Below are 19750 nucleotides of genomic sequence, written 5' to 3'. Positions count from 1 at the left end.
GCAGACTATCGTTTGAACGATAGTCTGCTTCTGGCGGATTGGGCGGGGTCCACGCCACTTGCCGAAGACAACCGTGTCAGGCCCCTCTCGGCTCTGCAAGTTGCGCGGTGGCCGCCGGCAAAGCCCTGGTCATTCGGCCGGAAGCCGCGCCGCGAGATTTTTCGCTGCCGGCACGATGGCTTCCGCCAGCTTGTGCTGAGCCGCCTCGTCGAAGCGGCTCATCAGCGTCGAGAGCGAGAGCGCGCCGCGCAGATGGCCGGCACTGTCGATGACCGGCGCGGATACCGCCGCCACGTCGGGATCGCGCTCTCCGCGCGAAATCACCAGGCCAGCGTCCCTGATTGGTTGCAGTGAAGGGTCGTGGAGCTCGGTGAAGGCGAGCAGCACGCGCCCGGCGGCGCCGCGGCCGAGCGGCAGCCGCACGCCCTCATCGAGGTGATGGCGGGCCGAGCGCGGCGAGTTGAGCCGGTAGAGGCAGATGCGCTGATCGCCGTCACGGATGTAGAAGGAGGCCGTCTCCTGCGTTGCCTCGACCAGGGCGCGCAGCGTCGGGCGGACATATTCGCCGAGATCGAAGCTGCGCCGGTAGAGCGAGCCTAGCCGCCAGAGCTCGGGCCCCAGGCGAAAGGTACCGTCACCCCCGCGCGTGAGGAAGCGGGTGTGCTCGAGCGAGGCCGCCAGCCGCAGGATCGTGCTCTTGTAGAGCCCCGTCCGCCGGGCCAGCTCGGCAAGGCTCAGCTCCTGGGCCTGCTCGCTGAAGGCCGAGAGAATGGCCAGCGCCCGCTCCACCGCGTCGACTCCCTCCCGTTTCGTGCCGGGTTCGGACATGTCTACCTCGTCATCAAGATCGTTCTGTCTAGTAGAACGCAGTTTGCATCATCATGCAAGAAGCCAAGGCTCACGAGCTTTTTCCGTTCTGTTGAGCGAAACCCTCTTGACGCGACCATCCAGGCCCTGCTAGAAGCGCGACAAAATAGAATGATGTTCTATCAGGAGGAACGATGACAGAGGGGACAGCAGCTGTTCGGCTGCACGACGTCGCTGTGCGCTTTGGCGCCTTCACCGCCGTCGGCAACATGAATCTCACCGTGGGCGACACCGAGTTCGTGGCTGTGGTCGGGCCGACCGGCTGCGGCAAGTCGACCATCCTCAACGTGGTCACCGGGTTGCTTCGGCCGGCCGCCGGTGAGGTCACCGTGTTCGGCAAACCGCTCCAGGGCCTGAACGGCGACAGCGGCTATATGCTCCAGCAGGAAGCGATCCTTCCCTGGAAGACCGCCGAGGACAATGTCGCGCTGGGCCTGATCTTTCGCGGCATGAACAAGGAAGAGGCTCGAGCCAAGGCGCAGATCTGGATGGCCCGGGTCGGCCTGAAGGGCTTCGAGAAGCGCTATCCTCACCAGCTCTCGGGCGGGCAGCGCAAGCGCGTCGCCATGGCGCAGACGCTGATCATGGAACCGCGCATCGTCCTGATGGACGAGCCATTCTCGGCTCTCGACGTGCATACCCGTCGTCTGATGCACCGGATCCTGCTGGATCTGTGGCAGGCGGACCGCCGCTCGCTTGTCTTCATCACCCACGATCTCGACGAGGCGATCACCCTTGCAGACCGGGTCGTGGTCATGTCAGCCGGCCCCGCCAGCCGCGTGATCGGAGAGGTCAACATCACACTGCCGCGGCCGCGCGACGTCTCGGCGCTGGCGACCACCGATGCCTTCGTCAGCCTTTACCGAGAGATCTGGAATCTCCTCGGTGCCGAAGTGGAGAAGAGCTATGTCGTCCAGTAAGTCGCAGACGCTCGCCTTCGCGCCGCCAGTGGACACCACCGAGGATGCCATCGAGGCGCGCCGGCGCAGCGCCGCTTCCGCCTATCGCATGAAGATCAGGCTGACCCGGCTGGTGCTGATCGGTGGCTTCTTCGCCGCCTGGGAAGCGGGCGCCAGAAGCGGCATGATCGACCCGTTCTTCTTTCCGGCCCCCTCGGCCATCCTCGGGCGCATCGCGCAATGGTTCGCGGAGGGCGACATCTGGCGCGACCTCGGCATCACCCTGCTCGAGACCGTCCTGTCGTTCGTGCTCGGTGTCACCGGCGGTACCGCGCTCGGCATCTGGCTCGGCCTCTCGCGCTTCGCGGCCGACGTCATCCAGCCGATCATAAAGGTCTTCAACGCGATCCCGCGCGTGCTGCTGGCGCCGATCTTCGTGATCTGGTTCGGCCTCGGGCTCGCTTCCAAGGTCGCGCTCGGCATGACGATCGTGATCTTCATCGCCTTCTTCAACACCTATCAGGGTGTGCGCGAGGTCAATCCGGTCGTGCTGGCCAATGCCCGCCTGCTGCGGGCCAGCAAGCTCTCGCTGCTGCGGCACGTCTACATCCCATCGGCCATGAGCTGGATCCTGTCGTCGCTCCGCGTCTCGGTCGGCATGGCGGTGATGGGAGCGGTGGTCGCCGAATATCTCGGTTCCTCGATGGGCCTCGGCCATATCATCGCGCAGGCCGAGGGCGTGATGGACGCCACCGGCGTCTTCGCCGGCATCGTCGTGCTCTCCGTCTTCGTGGTGTGCCTCGATCTCGTGGTCGACCGCCTCGAAAAGCGGCTCCTCGTCTGGCGTCCGGCCCCGTCGCTCGACGACGCCTGACCCGCATCGCAACGACAAACATAATCGAGCAGGAGGAAACAGATGACATCGTTCGCAAGCCGGGCTGCGGCCCTCGCCCTCGCGCTGCTTCTCCCGGCGGGCGCTACGCGCGCCGCCGACCCCGAGAACAAGGCGGTTAGCCTCGCCGTCGGCTCCGCCATTCTCAACTACATGCCGCTGGCGCTCGCCGACTCCCTCGGGAACTTCAAGAAGGAAGGCCTCGACGTCACGATCCAGAACTTCCAGGCCGGTGGCGCCAAGGCGCTGCAGGCACTGGTCGGCGGCTCGGTCGACGGCGTGGTCGGCTTCTACGACCATACCATCCAGATGCAGGCGAAGAAGAAGGATATCTCCTGCGTCTTTCTGCTCAACGACGTCCCCGGCATCGTGTTCGGCGTCCGCGCCGATCTCGGGGACAAGGTGAAGAGCGGCGCCGACCTGAAGGGCATGAAGGTCGGCATCACCACGCCGGGCTCGTCGACCGACATGATCGCGCGCTATTACGCCAAGGTGAACGGGCTTGGGCCCCGTGACGTCGAGTTCATCGGCGTCGGCAGCGGCGCCCCGGGCATGAAGGCGCTCGAAAGCAAGGCGGTCGACGTGTTGGGTTTCTACGACCCGACCGCGACCATCCTGACCCGCAAGAACGCCGTGAAAATCCTGTTCGACGGCCGCACCGAGGAAGGGTCGAAGAAGGCCTTCGGCGGCGTCTATCCGACGGCCTGCCTCTATCTCAACCAGAGCTACATCGACAAGAATCCGGAAACCGTGCAGCGCCTCGCCAACGCCATGTTGCGGACCGTGCGCTGGATTCATTCGAACAGCCCGGAGGCCGTCGTCGATGCGATCCCGGCGGCGTACAAGCTCGACGATCGCCAGCTCAACATCGAGATCATGCGCGCCTCGACCGGGCTGTTCTCCAAGGATGGCCGGTTCGCGCCGGAAACCCTGAAGACGCCGCTGTCGGTGCTCACCGCCTATGATCCGGCGATCGCCGCCGCCGGTATCGACCTTTCCAAGACCTACACGAACAAGTTCGCCGACGAAGCCGCAAGGCGTATCGGCAAATAATCCCGCGCAGCCGGAGACAGAAGATGACTATGCCACTTGCGGGCGTGCGCGTTCTCGACCTCTCGAACGTGCTCGCCGGCCCGTTCTGCGGGTACAACCTCGCCCGCCTGGGCGCCGAGGTGATCAAGATCGAGAAGCCGGACGGCGGCGACCTCGCCCGCAAGCTTGGCGCCGATCCCGAGATGGCGGCACGCCTCTCCGGCCTTTCCTTCGTCGCGGTCAATGCCGACAAGCAGTCGATCGCGCTCGATCTCAAGGCGCCGGAGGGTCGCGAGGTCTTCCTGCGGCTCGTCGCCACCGCCGACGTCGTCCTCGAGAACTTCCGCCCCGGCGTCATGAAGCGGCTGGGCCTCGCCTATGACGACCTGTCGCAGGTCAATCCGCGCCTGGTCTACTGCGCGATTTCCGGCTTCGGCCAGACCGGGCCCTGGGCGGGGCGCCCGGCCTACGACCAGATCGTGCAGGGTCTCTCCGGTGTCATGAGCGTGACCGGCGATGAGGAGAGCGCCCCGCTTCGCACCGGCTTTCCGATCTCCGACACGATCTCCGGGTTGACCGCTGCCTTCGCGATCTCGGCGGCGCTCGTCGATCAGAAGCAGAGCGGGCGGGGTCGCTTCATCGACGTGTCCCTGCTCGAATCGACGCTCGCCGCGATGGGCTGGGTCGTGTCGAACCATCTCAATGCCGATGTCGATCCGCAGCCGATCGGCAACGAAAACTTCACCGCCGCCCCGTCCGGGACCTTCCGGACAGCGAACGGGCCGCTCAACATCGCGGCCAACGAGCAGAAGCAATACGAGGCGCTGTGCCGCCTGATCGAACGGCCCGAGCTGATCGACGATCCGCGCTTCGCATCCCGCCAGGCCCGCAAGGACAATCGCCGGGCGCTGACCGCGGCGCTGGAACAGGCGCTCGCCACGCGCCCGGCACGCGAATGGGAGCGTCTGATGAACGCTGCCGGCGTGCCGGCGGGCTGCGTCCTCACCGTGCCGGAGGTGATGGCGGAGCCACAGGTGGCGCAGCGCGGCTTCGTGGAGCCCGTCGATGCCCAGGGCCGCGGCGGTCGCCCGCTGCGCGTGACCCGGCCAGGTTTCCTGCTGGACGAGCCGTTCGCGCCGCCGGCACACCCGCCCGCACTTGGGGCGGACACGACCGCCTGGCTGCGGCGCCTTGGCTATGGCGAAGACGAGATCGAGAGCCTGATCGCGCGCCGGATCGTCGGCTGCGAACGGCACAGGAGCGCAGCATGAACGGTGAAGCTCCGTCCTCGGATCGTGACAAGATCGCCGAGTACTGGTCGACAGGGATCGCGGACATCGCGCCGGGCCGCATCGCCTTTCGCGGCTATCCGATCGAGGAGCTGATCGGCGCCGTCTCCTTTCCGGCGATGATCTGGCTGATGCTGCGCGGCGAGCTGCCGAGCCCGGAGCAGGAGCAACTGCTTCAGGCCGCGCTCGTCGCCTCGGTCGACCACGGCCCGCATGCGCCCTCCATCGCCATCTCGCGCATGGCGGTGTCCTGCGGGCTGCCGCTGAACGGAGCGCTGGCCTCCGCGCTCAACACCCTCGATGACGTGCATGGTGGAGCAGGCGAGCAGGCGCTCGAACTCTATGACGAGCTGCTGGCGAGATGTGCGGCGGGCTGTGGCATGGACGATGCGGCAGCAGCCGCGATCGATGCCTTTATCGCGACGCGCGGCAAGTACCTGCCCGGCTTCGGACACCGCTTCCACCCGGTCGACCCACGCTCCGGCCGCCTGCTGGCACTCGTCGACGCCGCGGTCGGCAAGGGCGGCATCACCGGCCGCTACGCAACGGCCGCACGAGCGGTCGAACGCTGCCTGGAGCGGCGCAAGGGGCGGCTGATCCCGATGAACATCGACGGTGCCACCGCGGTGATCTATGGCGAGCTCGGCTTCGCCGCGCCGCTCGCGCGCGGCGTGTTCTGTCTGTCGCGGGCGGTCGGCATCCTCGCCCATGCCTGGGAGCAGAGCGGACGCGGCGAGCGCAACAAGGGGCCGATCCCGCGCAGCTTCGCCTATCGCTACGACGGGCCGTCACGACGGCCCGTGCCCAGCCGCGAGCGATGAACGCGCCGGTTGCCAATTATCTGCCGCTGCGCCCCGACTGGCTGGCGCAGGCACCGGAGGCTGCGCTCGAACCAGAACTGCCAATCGTCGACGCCCATCACCATCTCTGGGACCGGCCGGGCTGGAGATTCCTGATCGACGATTACAAGGCAGAGCTCGCCGCGAGCGGCCATCGCATCGTCGCCTCCGTTTTCATGCAATGTCAGACAGCCTATGATGCAACCCAGCCGGTGCATCTGCGCCCGGTCGGCGAGACCGCCTATATCGCGGCCGAGGCGGAGCGGCTCGGCCCGGACCAGCCTGCCCTGTGCTCCGGCATCGTCGGCCATGCCGATCTGCGCCTGGGCGCGGCGGTCGAGGACGTTCTTCTCGCGCATCTGGAGAAGGGGTGCGGCAGGTTCCGTGGCATCCGTCACATCACGGTGTGGGACGCCGACCCGACCTTGATGAACCCGCTGAGCGCCGGCCCGCCCGGCCTGCTCGGCGACGCCCGTTTCCGGGAAGGGTTCGCCCGGCTGGCACCGCTCGGGCTAAGCTTCGACGCCTGGCTGTTCCAGCCGCAGCTCGACGAACTGACGGCGCTGGCGCACTCCTTCCCGGAGACGACGATCGTACTCGACCATCTCGGCGGCATCCTCGGCGCCGGTGCCTATCAGGGGCGGCGTAACGATCTGTTCCAGGTCTGGGAGCGCGCGATCCGCAACCTCGCCCGCTGCCCGAACGTGGTCGCCAAGATCGGCGGCCTCGGGATGCGGATCAACGGGTTCGGCTTCGAGCGAGGAACGCGGCCGCCCGATTCACGCGCGCTCGCCGACGCGTGGCGGCCTTATGTGGAAACCGCGATCGAGGCCTTCGAACCGAGGCGCTGCATGCTGGAAAGCAACGCACCCGTGGACCGTGGCTCTTACGCCTGCGCGGCAGGCTGGAACGCCTTCAAGCGCTTGACGGCGGACCTCTCCGCCGACGACAGGTCGTCGCTGTTTTCGGACACGGCCACGCGCATCTATCGCCTCTAGCGGGGGCGGCGCGGAAGCGAATGGTGTGGCTCGATCGGCATTCCCGCCCTCATGCCTCAAGAACACCCTCCCCTATAGCTGGCGACACTACCCGCAGAAGAACAGAAGTATTGCGGCGGACTTCTTCAACGCAATTTGCCTATATCGGGCACTTGGTGCGTCGACTTACGGGAAGCGCGATGATCCCGGTCGCTCCGAGCTCGTCGTTTCGACCGCGAGGGCGTACGATCCTGGCGGCCGACACTAGGACGCCAGACGCCTGTTGACGCTGCGTGCGATCGAGAGGGCGAAAGCTGTCAGCAGGAAAAGAAACACGCCGGGCGCGATCGCGAGCCAGGGAGCACGCGAGAAATACGGTCGTGCGTCGGCGATCATCGCTCCCCATTCCGGAGTCGGGGGAGCGACACCGATGCCGAGGAATCCGAGCGCGGCAATGTTCAGGATGTTGTGCCCGAACTGTAGCGGAAGCAGGCCGGTGAAGACAGGCAGGAGTTGGGGAAGGATATGCCTCCTGAGGAGATAGAGGCGCCTCCCCCCTGCAGCCCGGGCGGCGGTGACGAATTCGCGCTCCCGGAGCGAGTACGTCGTGGCCCGGGCGATCCGCGCATATTTCACCCACCCGGCCATCGACAGGGCGAGAACGAGCGACAGCGCTCCACCGCCAAGATAAACGGAAAGGATCAGCGCGATCACGATCTGCGGCAGCGCAGTCAGCACGTCCATCGCAAAGGTCAGGGCGCGGTCGAGCCGCCCGCCGATCGCGGCGGCCAGCATGCCGATGCCCAGGCCGATCGCGAATGACAACGCCGCGATGGCCAGCGACAGACAGACATCGAGCACGAAGCCATGTGCGATGCGGGCGAGCACGTCGCGGCCGAGATGGTCGGTCCCGAGCAGGAATTCCGCCCCGGGCGGCCGCAGGCTGGCGCGGAGCGAGCCGTCGAGAGGATCGCGCATCAGTCCGTAGCCGATCGGCACCAGCAGGAGCGCCGCCAGCAGGATGCGCGCCCGCCCCGCCCGCCAATGCCGTTTCAACACGCGGGCCTGTCGAGCCTGATGCGCGGATCGATCCGCGCGACGGCCAGATCCGCGGCGAGGTTGACCATGGAAACCGTCAGCGCAATGACGCCGATCGCGCCAAGGAAGGCCGGGCCGTCATGGCTGTCGAGGGCATCGGTCAGGTAGCCGCCCAGGCCGGGGATCGAGAACAGGCGCTCGACCACCACCACGCCGCCGATCAGGAAGGCGAATTGCAGCGCGAGATAGGGGATCAACGGCACGAGCGCGTTGGGCAGGGCGTGGACGAATAGCACCCTGCCCTCGTCCAACCCCTTCGCTCGCGCGGTCGCAATATGAGGGGCGCCGAAAGCGTCGCTCAGGGCATCGTCCAGAAGAATGGCGTTGAAGCCGAACTGGCCGAGCGCCAGGACGGCGACCGGCAGGACGAGATGCGTCCAATCCGCGAAACCGCTGACCGGCAGCCAATCAAGTCCGATGGCGAAGACGATGATCAGGAGCGCGCCGAGAAAGAAGGTGGGCAGCGCAACCGAGCCGACGGCGAGAAACTCGAGTCCCCGGGCGGCGAGCGGTGTCGCAACCGCGCGTTTCAAGGCGACGAGGGCGAAGGTCAGCACGAGCGACAGAAGCGTCGCGAAGAAAGCGAGAAGCCCGGTCGCGGAGAGCCGCCAGCCGATTTCGACCGCGACCGGGCGACCGGTCCGGATCGAATGGCCGAGGTCTCCGCTCACGGCGCCGAGGAGCCAGCGCCCATATTGCACGACCAGCGGAGCGTCGAGCCCGAAGCGCCCGGCAATGGCTGCGACGTCCGCCTGCGAGACGGCCGCGGTCTGGTCCTGGATAAAGACCCGCGTGAGGATCACCTCCGCCGGCTCTCCCGGGACCAGACGCAGGAGCACATAGGTCAGGAAGGTGGCGCACAGGACGATCGCAACCGCCAGAGCCAACCTCCTGAGGACATAGGCCGTCATCTAGTGGGCGACCTTCATGCGCGGATCGAGCATGTAGTCGTGGGCGATCGGATTGAAGGCGTAATTGGTGATGCCGGGCTTCATCACGACGTTGACGCCATAATGAGCGATGGTCAGGCACGGCTCCTCCTCGGCCACGATGCGCTGAACGCGGTTATAGACGGCCGTGCGCTCGGCTTCGTCATGCGTCGAAAGCACTGTCGCGAGGTCGTGGTCGACCTGCGCATTGGCGTAGCCCCAGCTGTTGATCGCCCCCCGCGAATGATAGGTCTGGCGCAGGTAGAAATCCGGATGCGGATACATGGCCGTGGCCAGGGCGGCGAGCTTGGCGTCGCCGGGTTTCATCTCCCTGGCGATCGCGGAGAAGGTCGTCACCTTGATCTCGACGGGCGCCCCCAGCTTGCGGAGCTGGTTCTGGAGCGCCCCGGCGATCGGCACGAGCCCCGGCCGCTGCGCATAGGTGTAAAGGGTGAAGCCGAGCGGCTTGCCGTCCTTCGTCATGACGCCGCCCGCCCCAGGCGCATATCCGGCGTCCGTCAGGAGCCTTCGGGCTCCCGCCAGATCGGGCTTCGGCACGACGATGGACCTGTCGGCGAAAGCCATGGTGTCCGGGAAGGCACCGATGCCGGCGCGGCCCATGCCAAACAAGACGTATTGCGCGATCTCCTCCCGATCGATGGCGAGCGACAGCGCCTTGCGGACACGGAGATCGGCGAAGGGCGTATCCTTGAGGCTGCCGAAGCTCAGCACATAGTTGCGGGCGGTGACGTTGCGCGAGACGGTGAAACCCTTTCTCGCAAGCACGTCGAGGTCGCCGTAAGGGACCTCCGAGGCGAAATCGACGCTGCCCTTCTGCAGTTCGAGCGACCGGGTGGTCGGGTCGGGAATCCCGCGGAAATTGATCGCGGGAATCGAGGGCTTCTCGCCCCAATAGCCGTCGAAGCGCTCGACGGTGAAGCTCTGCGCGGCCGGTTGCCAGGCCGTGATCCTGAAGGGGCCGGTGCCGATCGGGCGCTCGATCGCGCCGTCGTCCGACCGGGGTGACGTTGGAGATACGATCGCCGCGCTGGAATACACCAATGCCGCGGGCAGCGCCGGGAACGGCTCGGAGGTGGTGATGGCGACGGTGCCGGCGTCGCGCGCCTCCAGATCGGCTATCTTGGTGTAGCTCCTGACGGAGCCGCTGCGCTTCAGCGTGTCGGACAGGCTCGCGACCACCGCCCCGGCCGTCAGCGGCGAGCCGTCATGGAAACTCACGCCCGGCCGCAATTTGAAAAGCCAGACTGTGTCGCTCTCGCGCGTCCATGACAGCGCCAGCCCTGGACCGAGAGTGAAATCCGGATTGCCGGCCACCAGCGTCTCGGTGACCATCGCCTTTTCCTTCATCAGGGTGCCGTCCTGAGAGGGATCGAGCGTCGGGATTTCCCAGATCTCGGCCACGCGTAGCGGCTTCTCATGTGCCGCGGCGAAGGAAGCGGCGAGCAGGGTCGCGGCCAGAGCAAGGGTGCGCAGATGGGCACGAAGCATGACGCATATCGTATGAGGTTTGGATAGAAAACTCATACGATATGCGCGGAAGGCTGTATCGCCGAAATGTTAAGCAACGGGACGCCCGGAATGCTCAGTGATCGTGCTCGTGAGGATGCTTGTCGTCGGCCGCGGTCGCATCGGGCACGATCTGAAGATGGCCATGCCGGACGCCGCGCTGGCTGGTGACGCTGTCGGCGAAGGCGCGGACCTCGCCGCTGGAACCGCGGAGCACCGAGACTTCCAGGCATTCATGCCGGTCGAGATGAACATGCAGGGTCGCGACCGAGAGATCATGATGGTCGTGCTGCTGGTTCGTCAGCCGGCGTGCGAGATCTCGCGTCTCGTGATCGAAAACGTAGGCAAGCGTCGCGAAGCAGGGTGCGTCGGGATCGGCGTTGGCCTCCACGCGGGCCGCCTGTCGCAGAATGTCCCTGATCGCCTCGGAACGGCTGCCATAGCCTTTCGAGGCGCTCAGCGTATCGACGAATGCGAGCAGATCCGCATCGATGGTAATCGTGATCCGTTCCACCTTTACCCCAATTCTGACCCAGCGGATCGGCTGCAAAGTAGAGCGAGCACCGGGCAATTGCGAGACGAAGATCGCTCGCGTCAGACGCCTGTCTTGCCGTGCGCTAGGATTGAAACAGGCGGCTATACTGCGTCTCGTGCCAGGCACTTGCCATGGCCAAGGCCGGGGACAGGCTGCCGACCTCGTCGTCGCGGACCGATCGGGCGCGGGTGCCCGCCTGCTCGATCGCATCGACGGCCTCGACGAGGATGCGCTGTCCCGCGGTATGGCCGAGCGGGACCAGCCGGATCGCCGCGTTCACCTGTCCCTCGACATAGACCCACAGCAATCCGCTCAGCGCCGCAGCAGGAGCGATGCGCCAATGATGGGCGGCCAGCGCAAAAGCGCCCGAAAAGGTCAGTTCGCCACCGCGATGGTATGAGGCGGCGGGGACCTCGAGATCGACGAGGAGGCGCAGGAGCGCCTCGCCCAGGCGTCTGTCCTCCAGTTGGAATTCGCGGCTTTCTCGCCCCGCCGCGAGCCAGGCATTCGCCGCGCGGAAGCCTTCCCGGTCGCCGGCTTCCAGAGCATTCGCCATGCGCCAGAACAGGGCGCCGTCCAGCTGCGCGACACTCGTCCGGAGCGTGCCGAGAATCCAGTCGCGCGCCGTTGCCTCGTTCAGGACCCAACCGGCCTGAACGGCCGCCTCAAGGCCGCGGGAATAGGAGAAGCCGCCGACGGGCAGGCCCTGACTGACCAGGCGCAGCAGATGCAGCGGGATCGTATCCTGGCCGGCTGGTGAAGTTGAAGCCGAGTCCATCGATCAGCTTTCTGCCAAGCCATGCTCCTTGCGACGGCTTTCCGACAGGCCGCCATATTCGACGATGAAGTCTATGACGTCTTCGAGCCCCTTGCCGCGGGAGAGGTCGGTGAAGCCGAAGGGGCGCGTGCCACGCATCCGCGCCGCGTCCGCGCGCATCACGTCGAGGTCGACATTCACATAAGGCGCAAGGTCGCTCTTGTTGATGATCAGGAAGTCGGAGCGCGTGATCCCCGGCCCGCCCTTGCGGGGGATCTCCTCACCCTGGCAAACCGAGATGACGTAGAGCGTCAGGTCGGCGAGATCGGGCGAGAAGGTCGCCGCCAGATTGTCCCCGCCGGACTCGATGAAGACGATATCGAGACCGGGAATCCTCCGGTTGATCTCGGCAATCGCCTGCAGGTTGATCGAAGCGTCTTCGCGGATCGCGGTATGCGGGCAGCCGCCGGTTTCGACGCCGACGATCCGGTCTTCCGGCAGCGCCTGCCGGCGTGCCAGGATCATCGCATCTTCCTTGGTGTAGATGTCATTGGTGATGACGGCGATGGAGAACTCCTCCCGCATCGCCTTGCACAATTTCTCCGTCAGCATCGTCTTGCCCGACCCGACGGGGCCGCCGATACCGACGCGGAGGGGGCCGTTCTTGGATGTCATCGGTGCAAATGCCTCGGCTTGCGGGATCGGCGCTCCACGGCTTCAGCCGTGATGGTGACCTTGCTCCCCGTGAGTATGGGGATGGGAATGGTGCTCGCCATCCCCATGATGATGCCCCGAACCGCCATGCGAGTGGCCGTGACCGGAATAGGCGCCGCGAACCGGATTGAACTCCGCCACGATCTCCTCGACCCTGGCGCCAAGTCCCTCGAGCATCGCCTTGATGACATGATCGCGCAGGATCAGGATTCGGTCCGCCTCGATGGCCGCGGCGAGGTGACGGTTGCCGATATGCCAGGCGAGCTCCGTGACATGGACGGGATCTTGGCCGCGGATGGCGTAAAGGGGCTCGCTCGCGGCCGCGATCTCGATGACGCCGCTTCCTTCCAGCAGCAACTCGTCACCGGCCGTCAGCACGACCGTCTCGGGGAGATCGACCAGGATCTTCCGGCCATCGACCAGTTCGATCGCCCGGCGACGCAGGTGACGCTCGTCGTGCTGAAGGACCGCCCTGCCAAGCACCGGCTCATGGCTCGTCCCCATCTGCGATGCGCGCCTGACGGCTACCGCTTTCAACATTCGACATCCCGCCCTGGCTGATGTGGTGCCCGGCCTTCAGCGAAACGACAGGAGGGGCTCCAGTGACGCTTCCGCAATGAAGGCTCGCTAGGAGTTAACGCAAAGAGCGCAGCTGCACTAGTATCCAGTCGGGAACCATTTCGATGCTCGACGGAGCGGCAGTCAGCCAGCGTGAAGTAGACTGTATTGAAATGGGGCTGTGGGCAATTTTTGAGCTATCTGACCGCCGATTGCCGCTTTTATTTGCTGCGCTGCCGAAGCCATGCGACGCAACCCGGCTTCAATTGAGCTTGTTTTTGATCCAAAACACTTGAACGATTTGGCTGAAGAGCGGTTCATGAATGCGACCATGGCAGTTCCGCATTCGGAAGCTGCGCGGTTACCTGCCGATATGAACGAGCGTGCACGCCATGTCGCGCAGCCGAGCCATTGGCTTGCCGAGCTGGAGTTGTGGTTCGCGTCGAATGCCGGCAAGAGCCGCCTCATGCGCCGCCGCCATCTCGGCCCGCTCGTCGTGCAGCGCCCCTTCCATCCGGAAAAGGATGGAACCTGCCATGTCTATCTGCTGCATCCGCCGGGTGGCGTTGCGGGCGGCGACAGGCTCGACCTGCGTTTTCATCTCGATGCCGAAGCGCGCGTGGTGCTGACGACGCCCGGTGCGACGAAATTCTACCGCAGCGACCAGGACAGCAGCACGCAGTCGACCTCCATCGAGGCCGGGGCCGGGGCGGTCTGCGAATACCTGCCGCAGGAAACGATCCTTTTCGATGGTGCCGATGCCTGCATCGAGACCAAGGTGTCGCTCGCGGCCGACGCCACCTATGTCGGGTGGGACTTTCTCTGCCTGGGCCGTCCTGCCGCCGATGAGCGTTTCGAGACGGGAAGACTCAGGCAACGCGTCGAGATCACGCGGGACGGCAAGCCGATCTGGTTCGAGCGGATCGAACTCGCCGGCGGATCCGCCCTCCTCCGCGCAGCATTTGCGCTGGCCGGGCAGCCGACATGGGGCACGATGGTCTATGCCGGGGCAGTTCCTAACGACGCGGCGGAGCAGGTACAGGCCGCCATCGGCGAAAGCGCCCCGGGCACCTTTTCAGTCAGCCAGCTCGAACAGGTGGTGGTGTGCCGCTACCTCGGGCCGCGGGTCGCGGACGGCAAGGCGCTGTTCGTCCGTGCATGGGATAGGCTGCGGACGCTGGGCCAAGGCAAGGCCGCGAGCGCGCCGCGCATCTGGGCAACCTAGACACTCTAGCCGCTGAGCGAGGGAAGGCGATGGAACTTCTTCCACGTGAAAAAGATAAGCTCCTCCTCTTCACGGCAGCGTTGCTGGCGGAACGAAGGAAGGCGCGCGGGATCAAGCTGAACTATCCCGAAGCGGTTGCCTATATTTCGGCGGCCATCCTCGAAGGCGCGCGGGAAGGCCGCACGGTGGCGGATCTGATGTCCTATGGCGCGACCCTGTTGACGCGCGAGGACGTGATGGAGGGCGTCCCCGAGATGATCCACGACGTCCAGGTCGAGGCCACCTTCCCGGACGGAACCAAGCTGGTCACCGTCCACAGCCCCATTCCGTGAGGTTGCGACATGATCCCAGGTGAATTCTTCATCGAGGACGGCGAGATCGAGCTCAATGCCGGGCGCGAAACCCGGTCGATCGACGTCGCCAATTCCGGCGACCGGCCGATCCAGGTCGGTTCGCACTATCATTTCTACGAGACCAATGCGGCGCTGCACTTCGACCGCGAGGCGGCGAGAGGCTTCCGGCTCGACATTCCCGCCGGGACGGCCGTGCGCTTCGAGCCCGGACAACTGCGGACGGTCCGGCTCGTCGCGCTCGCCGGCGACCGGATCGTCTACGGCTTCAACGCCAGGGTCATGGGAAAGCTGGAGGCCTGAGATGGTGCGCATCACCCGCGAAAACTACGCGTCCCTCTACGGCCCGACCAAGGGCGATCGCATCCGCCTCGCCGACACCGAATTGGTGATCGAGATCGAGGAAGACCGCACCGTCTATGGCGACGAAGTCACCTTCGGCGGCGGCAAGGTCATCCGCGACGGCATGGGCCAGGGCCAGCGCAATGCCGCCGAGGTCGTGGACCTCGTGATTACCAACGCGGTCATCCTCGACCATTGGGGGATCGTGAAGGCGGATGTCGGCATCAAGGACGGGCGCATCGCCGCGATCGGCAAGGCTGGCAATCCCGACATCCAGCCCGGCGTCGACATCGTCATCGGCCCGGGCACCGACGTCATCGCGGGCGAAGGCAAGATTCTGACCGCGGGCGGCATCGACAGCCATATCCATTTCATCGCGCCGCAGCAGGCGGACGAGGCGCTCAACAGTGGCACGACCACGCTGGTCGGCGGCGGCACGGGGCCTTCCGTCGGCACGCTCGCCACCACCGTTACACCGGGGCCCTGGTACATCCACCGCATGCTGGAGGCGATCGAGGACCTGCCAGTCAATGTGGGCCTGCTCGGCAAGGGCAACGCCAGCCTGCCGGAGCCGCTGCGCGAGCAGGTTCGGGCCGGCGTCATCGGCCTCAAACTGCACGAGGACTGGGGCACGACCCCGGCCGCGATCGACAACTGCCTGACGGTTGCCGACGAGATGGACGTCCAGGTCGCGCTGCATTCGGACACGCTGAACGAGAGCGGCTTCGTCGCCGATACCTTCGCGGCGATGAAGGGCCGCGCCATCCACTCCTTCCATACGGAAGGTGCCGGTGGCGGCCATGCACCGGACATCATCACCGCGGCGGGGCAGGAGAACATCCTTCCGTCCTCGACCAACCCGACCCGCCCCTACACGATCAACACCATCGACGAGCATCTCGACATGCTGATGGTGTGCCACCATCTCAGCCCGCAGATTCCGGAGGATGTCGCCTTCGCCGAGTCGCGCATCCGCAAGGAGACGATCGCGGCGGAGGATATCCTCCACGATCTCGGCGCCTTCTCGATGATGTCGTCGGACTCGCAGGCCATGGGCCGCATCGGCGAGACGACGCTTCGCTGCTGGCAGACTGCGCACAAGATGAAGGTTCAGCGGGGACCGCTGCCCGAGGACAGCGAGCGCAACGACAATTTCCGGTGCAAGCGCTATGTCGCCAAATACACGATCAATCCCGCGATCACGCATGGCTTCGCCCATGAGGTCGGCTCGGTCGAAATCGGCAAGCGTGCCGACCTCGTGCTCTGGAAGCCGGCCTTCTTCGGCGTCAAGCCATCGCTGGTCCTGATCGGTGGCATGATCGCCACCGCGCCGATGGGAGACCCGAACGCCTCGATCTCGACGCCGCAGCCGGTGCATTACCGGCCGATGTTCGGCATCCTCGGCCGGGCGCGCGGCAAGACCGGGGTCACCTTCGTCTCGCAGGCGGCACTCGACGACAAGATCGGCGACAAGCTCAATCTGCAGAAGCAGTTGGTGGCGGTGAAAGGCACGCGCGGCGTCCGCAAGAAGGACATGATCCACAATTCGCTGACGCCGAAGATCGAGGTTGATCCGCAGAACTATCAGGTGCGCATCGACGGTGAGCTCATCACCTGCGAGCCGGCGGCTTCGCTTCCCATGGCCCAACGCTACTTCCTGTTCTGAAGTCCCCACGGGCTCGGCATGGCCGCCTGGCCGTGCCAAGCCGGGCCCCGAAGCCGCGTTGAACCTCCCGCGTCCCTCCCCGGCAGGACCATTCAGCCGCCCTGCGCTGCAATCAGCCCGACTTTCGCCCGCGCTCGTTTTCGGAAGGAAGGCGCGCATATTCCTGCATCTACGGCGTGATGTGCCTGCTGGCTGCGGTCGTCGAGCCGCATCCCGATTGGATGGGAGTGTTCCCGCATGCCGAGAGCGTCGAACGGTCGATCCGGCGCCGGACGGTGTCGTTCGTCCGCCGCGCCGAGGAAGAGCGGACGATACCGCGTTCGATCCATGACGACCCCACCGAAAGGGACACCCCGATCGCTTCGTCTGCAGCGAACAGCCGTGCATTGACGGCCAAAGGCGAACGGCCGCTTCTGCAATTCCAGAGCATGCGCCGATCAGATCGCGGTCCGATCCGATTGGATTCCGCGTTCTCTATGGATCATGGCCGTTTCGAACGCGATCGGCATCTCCAACGACATTCGCCGCTGCGTCAGCACCGAACTCACCGGCGCCGGATACGACGTCAGGCGTTCGGCCCAGACATTCCCTTTCGCCGCACTCCATGCGATCGGGATTGTCGATGGGACGTGTTCGGGTGGAGCCGATCCACAGCGCGACGGTATGGCGATCGCTGTCTGAGGTTAGGCGACGGCCGCGGATCCTCGTTCGCGCGCATCGCGCAAGATCGAGTTCGACAGGAGTCGCAGAATGTTCCTGAGCGTTTTCGACGTCTTCAAGATCGGCATCGGCCCCTCGTCTTCGCATACGATGGGGCCGATGACGGCTGCGGGGCATTTCTTGGACCTCCTGCGCCGATGCCCCGCTCGTGGTCGCGCGGCGGCAGTCGGGGCGACGCTGTACGGCTCGCTCGCATTCACGGGAAAGGGCCATGCCACGGACCGTGCCGTGACGCTCGGCCTTCTCGGCTGGACGCCGGCCGAGTTCGATTTCGACGCGGCGGAGCGTCAGTTCGAGGCACTCGGTCGCAGTCATCTCCTGCACCTCGAGGGACTGCCGCCGCTCGCGTTCGATCCAGCCACCGACATCGTCTTCGACTACGGGCCGCCCTTGCCCGGTCATGCAAACGGGCTCGTTCTGTCTGCTCGCGATTCCACCGGGGCGGTGGTGTTGAGCGAGACCTACTATTCGATCGGCGGCGGCTTTGTGGTGACGGCACAGGAGCGCGAGGCGCCGCCGTCCGCGACGGAGGCGGCATCCTGGCCCTATCCCTTCGCGAACGCGGCGACGATGCTGCGCATGGCGCAAGAGAGCGGGCTGTCCATCGCGGAGATGAAGCGCGCGAACGAGATCCACCTCCAGCCGCCCGAAGAGGTCGAACGCGGTCTCGCCCGCCTCTGGTCGGTCATGAATGGGTGCATCGAACGCGGCCTGAACCAGGACGGCGAACTGCCGGGCGGGCTGCGCGTGCGGCGGAGAGCGGCGAGACTTCATCGGCAGCTCATTGCCGAGCGGCAGGCCAATCGCTCCCAGCCTCACGCGGCCGCGGACTGGCTCAGCGTCTACGCAATGGCCGTGAACGAAGAGAATGCAGCCGGCGGCAGGGTGGTGACCTCCCCGACCAACGGCGCCGCAGGCGTCGTGCCCGCGGTGCTGCGCTATTATCTGGATCATTGCATCGGGGCGGAACCCGAGAAGATCACCGATTTCCTGCTCACGGCTGCGGCCATCGGCGGATTGATCAAGCACAACGCTTCGATCTCCGGAGCCGAGGCAGGTTGCCAGGGCGAAGTCGGTTCCGCAGCCGCGATGGCAGCCGCCGGCTTCTGCGGCGTGCTGGGTGGATCGCCGGCACAGATCGAGAATGCCGCGGAGATCGCCCTCGAACACCATCTCGGCATGACCTGCGATCCTGCGGCGGGCCTCGTCCAGGTGCCGTGCATCGAACGCAACGGAATAGGCGCCATCAAGGCCGTCGCGGCGGCATCGCTCGCCCTGCGCGGCGACGGCTCGCATTTCATGCCGCTCGACAACTGCATCGAGGCCATGCGGCAGACAGGCGAAGCCATGAACGAGCGTTTCAAGGAAACCAGCCTCGGCGGCTTGGCGGTCAATTTGCCCGAATGTTGAGCCGCGTCTTTTCGCATACCGCCCGCAGCGGGGCCCTCGCTGCGGCAAACTCACAGTCAAAAAGGATCTGATCGATGCTGGTGGATGACTTCCGTTCGGATACGGTCACGCGCCCCGACAAGGGGATGCGTGCTGCCATGGCTGCGGCTGAGGTTGGCGACGCCGTCTATGACGACTGCCCGACCACCAAGCGCCTGGAGGCCATGACCGCCGAGCGATTGGGGAAGGAAGCCGCCCTCTTCTTCCCCACCGGCACGCAGGCCAACCTCGCCGGGCTGATGGCCCATTGCGGCCGCGGCGAGGAGTATCTCGTCGGCCAGATGGCCCACACCTATCGGCTGGAAGGCGGCGGCGCGGCCGTGCTGGGCTCGATCCAGCCGCAGCCCCTGCCTAACGAGCCGGACGGAACGATCGCGCTGGAGGCCATCGCCAACGCGATCAAGCCGAACGACTTTCACTTCGCGATCACCCGGCTGCTGGCGCTGGAGAACACCTTCAACGGCCTCGTCCTGCCCGATGCCTATCTGGAGGCTGCGACAGGGCTCGCCCGCTCGCGCGGCCTTGCGACCCATCTCGACGGCGCCCGCCTGATGAACGCGGCCGCGGCGAGCAACCGCGATGCCGCCTGGATCGCCGGGCAGTTCGACACCGTGTCCCTGTGCCTTTCCAAGGGCCTGGGAGCGCCGATCGGCTCCATCCTCGTCGGCCCGAAGGAGTTCATCGAAAAGGCCCGCCGGATCCGGAAGATGCTGGGCGGCGGCATGCGCCAGACCGGCGTGATCGCTGCGGCCGCGATCTACGCGCTGGAGCACAACGTCACACGGCTCAGCGAAGATCATCGGCGCGCCGCGGATCTCGCGGCGGTGCTCGCGCATTTCCCCGACCTTGGCGCAGGATCGGCACGCACGAACATGGTGTTCATGACGCCCAAGGGGCTCGACGTCGGCGCCTTCGTCGAGTTTCTGCGCAGTCGCGGTATCGCGGTCAGCGGGCGCTACGGAACGCTGCGCTGGGTCACCCATCTGGACGTCGATGACGAATCCGTAGGGCGCGTCGCCGAGGCCTGCGAGCTCTTCTTCGACAGGCTGAAGCTCACTTCCGACTCCAGATTACACGCTTAACTC

Annotated in this window: 20 protein-coding genes; 12 read left to right on the top strand and 8 right to left on the bottom strand. The window is 65.8% G+C overall.

Translation table 11 applies throughout. The annotated features are described in order from the left end of the window. Positions 1-129: 129 nt before the first annotated feature. Entirely contained in the window at positions 130-828 is a 699-nt protein-coding gene (locus AC1DNE_RS13380; RefSeq protein ID WP_441470199.1) for an IclR family transcriptional regulator, read from the bottom strand. 173 nt (positions 829-1001) lie between these two features. On the opposite strand from AC1DNE_RS13380, the gene AC1DNE_RS13375 reads away from it, so the two are divergent. The 6 genes from AC1DNE_RS13375 to AC1DNE_RS13350 all read left to right on the top strand — a co-directional run bounded on the left by AC1DNE_RS13375 (position 1002) and on the right by AC1DNE_RS13350 (position 6816). Then, positions 1002-1787: an ABC transporter ATP-binding protein gene (locus AC1DNE_RS13375; protein WP_441470200.1), complete on the top strand. Its 786-nt coding sequence runs from the start codon at positions 1002-1004 to the stop codon at positions 1785-1787. An 88-nt stretch (positions 1788-1875) separates the two neighbouring features. Beyond that, positions 1876-2640 carry an ABC transporter permease gene (locus tag AC1DNE_RS13370; protein WP_441470412.1) on the top strand — a complete coding sequence of 255 codons (765 nt, stop codon included), beginning with the start codon at positions 1876-1878 and terminating at the stop codon, positions 2638-2640. A gap of 42 nt (positions 2641-2682) precedes the next feature. Next, a complete protein-coding gene (locus AC1DNE_RS13365; RefSeq protein ID WP_441470201.1) occupies positions 2683-3711 on the top strand; it encodes an ABC transporter substrate-binding protein in 1029 nt (342 codons plus the stop codon). Positions 3712-3734: 23 nt separating this feature from the next. Then, positions 3735-4961: a CaiB/BaiF CoA transferase family protein gene (locus AC1DNE_RS13360; RefSeq protein WP_441470202.1), complete on the top strand. Its 1227-nt coding sequence runs from the start codon at positions 3735-3737 to the stop codon at positions 4959-4961. Continuing rightward, positions 4958-5800, top strand: coding sequence for a citryl-CoA lyase (locus tag AC1DNE_RS13355; protein WP_441470203.1), 843 nt, complete (start codon positions 4958-4960; stop codon positions 5798-5800). The genes AC1DNE_RS13360 and AC1DNE_RS13355 overlap by 4 nt, the downstream gene beginning before the upstream one ends. Further along, a complete protein-coding gene (locus tag AC1DNE_RS13350; RefSeq protein WP_476766645.1) occupies positions 5797-6816 on the top strand; it encodes an amidohydrolase family protein in 1020 nt (339 codons plus the stop codon). The genes AC1DNE_RS13355 and AC1DNE_RS13350 overlap by 4 nt, the downstream gene beginning before the upstream one ends. Positions 6817-7059: 243 nt before the next feature. On the opposite strand, the gene AC1DNE_RS13345 is transcribed toward AC1DNE_RS13350, so the two are convergent. The 7 genes from AC1DNE_RS13345 to AC1DNE_RS13315 form a co-directional block, all read right to left on the bottom strand. Continuing rightward, on the bottom strand, positions 7060-7854 hold the full coding sequence (locus tag AC1DNE_RS13345; protein WP_476766644.1) for an ABC transporter permease: 795 nt from the start codon (positions 7852-7854) through the stop codon (positions 7060-7062). Then, positions 7848-8804, bottom strand: a complete 957-nt coding sequence (locus AC1DNE_RS13340; protein WP_476766643.1) for an ABC transporter permease — start codon at positions 8802-8804, stop codon at positions 7848-7850. Before AC1DNE_RS13340 ends, AC1DNE_RS13345 begins: the two co-directional genes overlap by 7 nt. Next, entirely contained in the window at positions 8805-10331 is a 1527-nt protein-coding gene (locus tag AC1DNE_RS13335) for an ABC transporter substrate-binding protein (protein ID WP_476766642.1), read from the bottom strand. 94 nt (positions 10332-10425) lie between these two features. Then, entirely contained in the window at positions 10426-10863 is a 438-nt protein-coding gene (gene nikR / locus AC1DNE_RS13330) for a nickel-responsive transcriptional regulator NikR (RefSeq protein WP_476766641.1), read from the bottom strand. Positions 10864-10966: 103 nt separating this feature from the next. Next, positions 10967-11662, bottom strand: coding sequence for an urease accessory protein UreF (locus AC1DNE_RS13325; protein ID WP_476766640.1), 696 nt, complete (start codon positions 11660-11662; stop codon positions 10967-10969). 3 nt (positions 11663-11665) lie between these two features. Further along, a complete protein-coding gene (ureG, locus tag AC1DNE_RS13320; protein WP_476766639.1) occupies positions 11666-12316 on the bottom strand; it encodes an urease accessory protein UreG in 651 nt (216 codons plus the stop codon). A gap of 42 nt (positions 12317-12358) precedes the next feature. Continuing rightward, positions 12359-12895 (bottom strand): urease accessory protein UreE, encoded by a 537-nt coding sequence (locus AC1DNE_RS13315; RefSeq protein WP_476766638.1) that lies wholly within the window; start codon positions 12893-12895, stop codon positions 12359-12361. A gap of 262 nt (positions 12896-13157) precedes the next feature. On the opposite strand from AC1DNE_RS13315, the gene AC1DNE_RS13310 reads away from it, so the two are divergent. From AC1DNE_RS13310 to ltaE, 6 genes are all read left to right on the top strand, one after another. Next, on the top strand, positions 13158-14138 hold the full coding sequence (locus AC1DNE_RS13310; RefSeq protein ID WP_476766637.1) for an urease accessory protein UreD: 981 nt from the start codon (positions 13158-13160) through the stop codon (positions 14136-14138). A gap of 29 nt (positions 14139-14167) precedes the next feature. Next, a complete protein-coding gene (gene ureA, locus AC1DNE_RS13305; RefSeq protein ID WP_441470213.1) occupies positions 14168-14470 on the top strand; it encodes an urease subunit gamma in 303 nt (100 codons plus the stop codon). Positions 14471-14479: 9 nt separating this feature from the next. Further along, entirely contained in the window at positions 14480-14791 is a 312-nt protein-coding gene (locus AC1DNE_RS13300) for an urease subunit beta (protein WP_441470214.1), read from the top strand. A gap of 1 nt (position 14792) precedes the next feature. Continuing rightward, positions 14793-16496: an urease subunit alpha gene (gene ureC, locus AC1DNE_RS13295; RefSeq protein WP_441470215.1), complete on the top strand. Its 1704-nt coding sequence runs from the start codon at positions 14793-14795 to the stop codon at positions 16494-16496. Positions 16497-17246: 750 nt separating this feature from the next. After that, a complete protein-coding gene (locus AC1DNE_RS13290; RefSeq protein ID WP_476841087.1) occupies positions 17247-18626 on the top strand; it encodes an L-serine ammonia-lyase in 1380 nt (459 codons plus the stop codon). A 74-nt stretch (positions 18627-18700) separates the two neighbouring features. Then, a complete protein-coding gene (gene ltaE / locus AC1DNE_RS13285) occupies positions 18701-19747 on the top strand; it encodes a low-specificity L-threonine aldolase (RefSeq protein WP_441470217.1) in 1047 nt (348 codons plus the stop codon). The last annotated feature ends 3 nt before the right edge of the window (positions 19748-19750 follow it).

Source organism: Allobosea sp. 05L423, assembly GCF_056397745.1.
The sequence above is the reverse complement of the archived record's forward strand: the minus strand, read 5'-3'. Positions and strand labels throughout refer to the sequence as shown.

What these genes read in the sequence shown, in the direction of transcription:
- AC1DNE_RS13315 (WP_476766638.1), bottom strand. Translation starts at nt 12,895, where the DNA reads ATGTTGAAAGCGGTAGCCGTCAGGCGCGCATCGCAGATGGGGACGAGC.
- AC1DNE_RS13365 (WP_441470201.1), top strand. Translation starts at nt 2,683, where the DNA reads ATGACATCGTTCGCAAGCCGGGCTGCGGCCCTCGCCCTCGCGCTGCTT.
- AC1DNE_RS13370 (WP_441470412.1), top strand. Translation starts at nt 1,876, where the DNA reads ATGAAGATCAGGCTGACCCGGCTGGTGCTGATCGGTGGCTTCTTCGCC.
- AC1DNE_RS13360 (WP_441470202.1), top strand. Translation starts at nt 3,735, where the DNA reads ATGACTATGCCACTTGCGGGCGTGCGCGTTCTCGACCTCTCGAACGTG.
- AC1DNE_RS13380 (WP_441470199.1), bottom strand. Translation starts at nt 828, where the DNA reads ATGTCCGAACCCGGCACGAAACGGGAGGGAGTCGACGCGGTGGAGCGG.
- ureG (WP_476766639.1), bottom strand. Translation starts at nt 12,316, where the DNA reads ATGACATCCAAGAACGGCCCCCTCCGCGTCGGTATCGGCGGCCCCGTC.
- AC1DNE_RS13310 (WP_476766637.1), top strand. Translation starts at nt 13,158, where the DNA reads ATGCGACGCAACCCGGCTTCAATTGAGCTTGTTTTTGATCCAAAACAC.
- AC1DNE_RS13350 (WP_476766645.1), top strand. Translation starts at nt 5,797, where the DNA reads ATGAACGCGCCGGTTGCCAATTATCTGCCGCTGCGCCCCGACTGGCTG.
- AC1DNE_RS13375 (WP_441470200.1), top strand. Translation starts at nt 1,002, where the DNA reads ATGACAGAGGGGACAGCAGCTGTTCGGCTGCACGACGTCGCTGTGCGC.
- ltaE (WP_441470217.1), top strand. Translation starts at nt 18,701, where the DNA reads ATGCTGGTGGATGACTTCCGTTCGGATACGGTCACGCGCCCCGACAAG.
- ureC (WP_441470215.1), top strand. Translation starts at nt 14,793, where the DNA reads ATGGTGCGCATCACCCGCGAAAACTACGCGTCCCTCTACGGCCCGACC.
- AC1DNE_RS13355 (WP_441470203.1), top strand. Translation starts at nt 4,958, where the DNA reads ATGAACGGTGAAGCTCCGTCCTCGGATCGTGACAAGATCGCCGAGTAC.
- ureA (WP_441470213.1), top strand. Translation starts at nt 14,168, where the DNA reads ATGGAACTTCTTCCACGTGAAAAAGATAAGCTCCTCCTCTTCACGGCA.
- AC1DNE_RS13290 (WP_476841087.1), top strand. Translation starts at nt 17,247, where the DNA reads ATGTTCCTGAGCGTTTTCGACGTCTTCAAGATCGGCATCGGCCCCTCG.
- AC1DNE_RS13300 (WP_441470214.1), top strand. Translation starts at nt 14,480, where the DNA reads ATGATCCCAGGTGAATTCTTCATCGAGGACGGCGAGATCGAGCTCAAT.
- AC1DNE_RS13325 (WP_476766640.1), bottom strand. Translation starts at nt 11,662, where the DNA reads ATGGACTCGGCTTCAACTTCACCAGCCGGCCAGGATACGATCCCGCTG.
- AC1DNE_RS13335 (WP_476766642.1), bottom strand. Translation starts at nt 10,331, where the DNA reads ATGCTTCGTGCCCATCTGCGCACCCTTGCTCTGGCCGCGACCCTGCTC.
- AC1DNE_RS13340 (WP_476766643.1), bottom strand. Translation starts at nt 8,804, where the DNA reads ATGACGGCCTATGTCCTCAGGAGGTTGGCTCTGGCGGTTGCGATCGTC.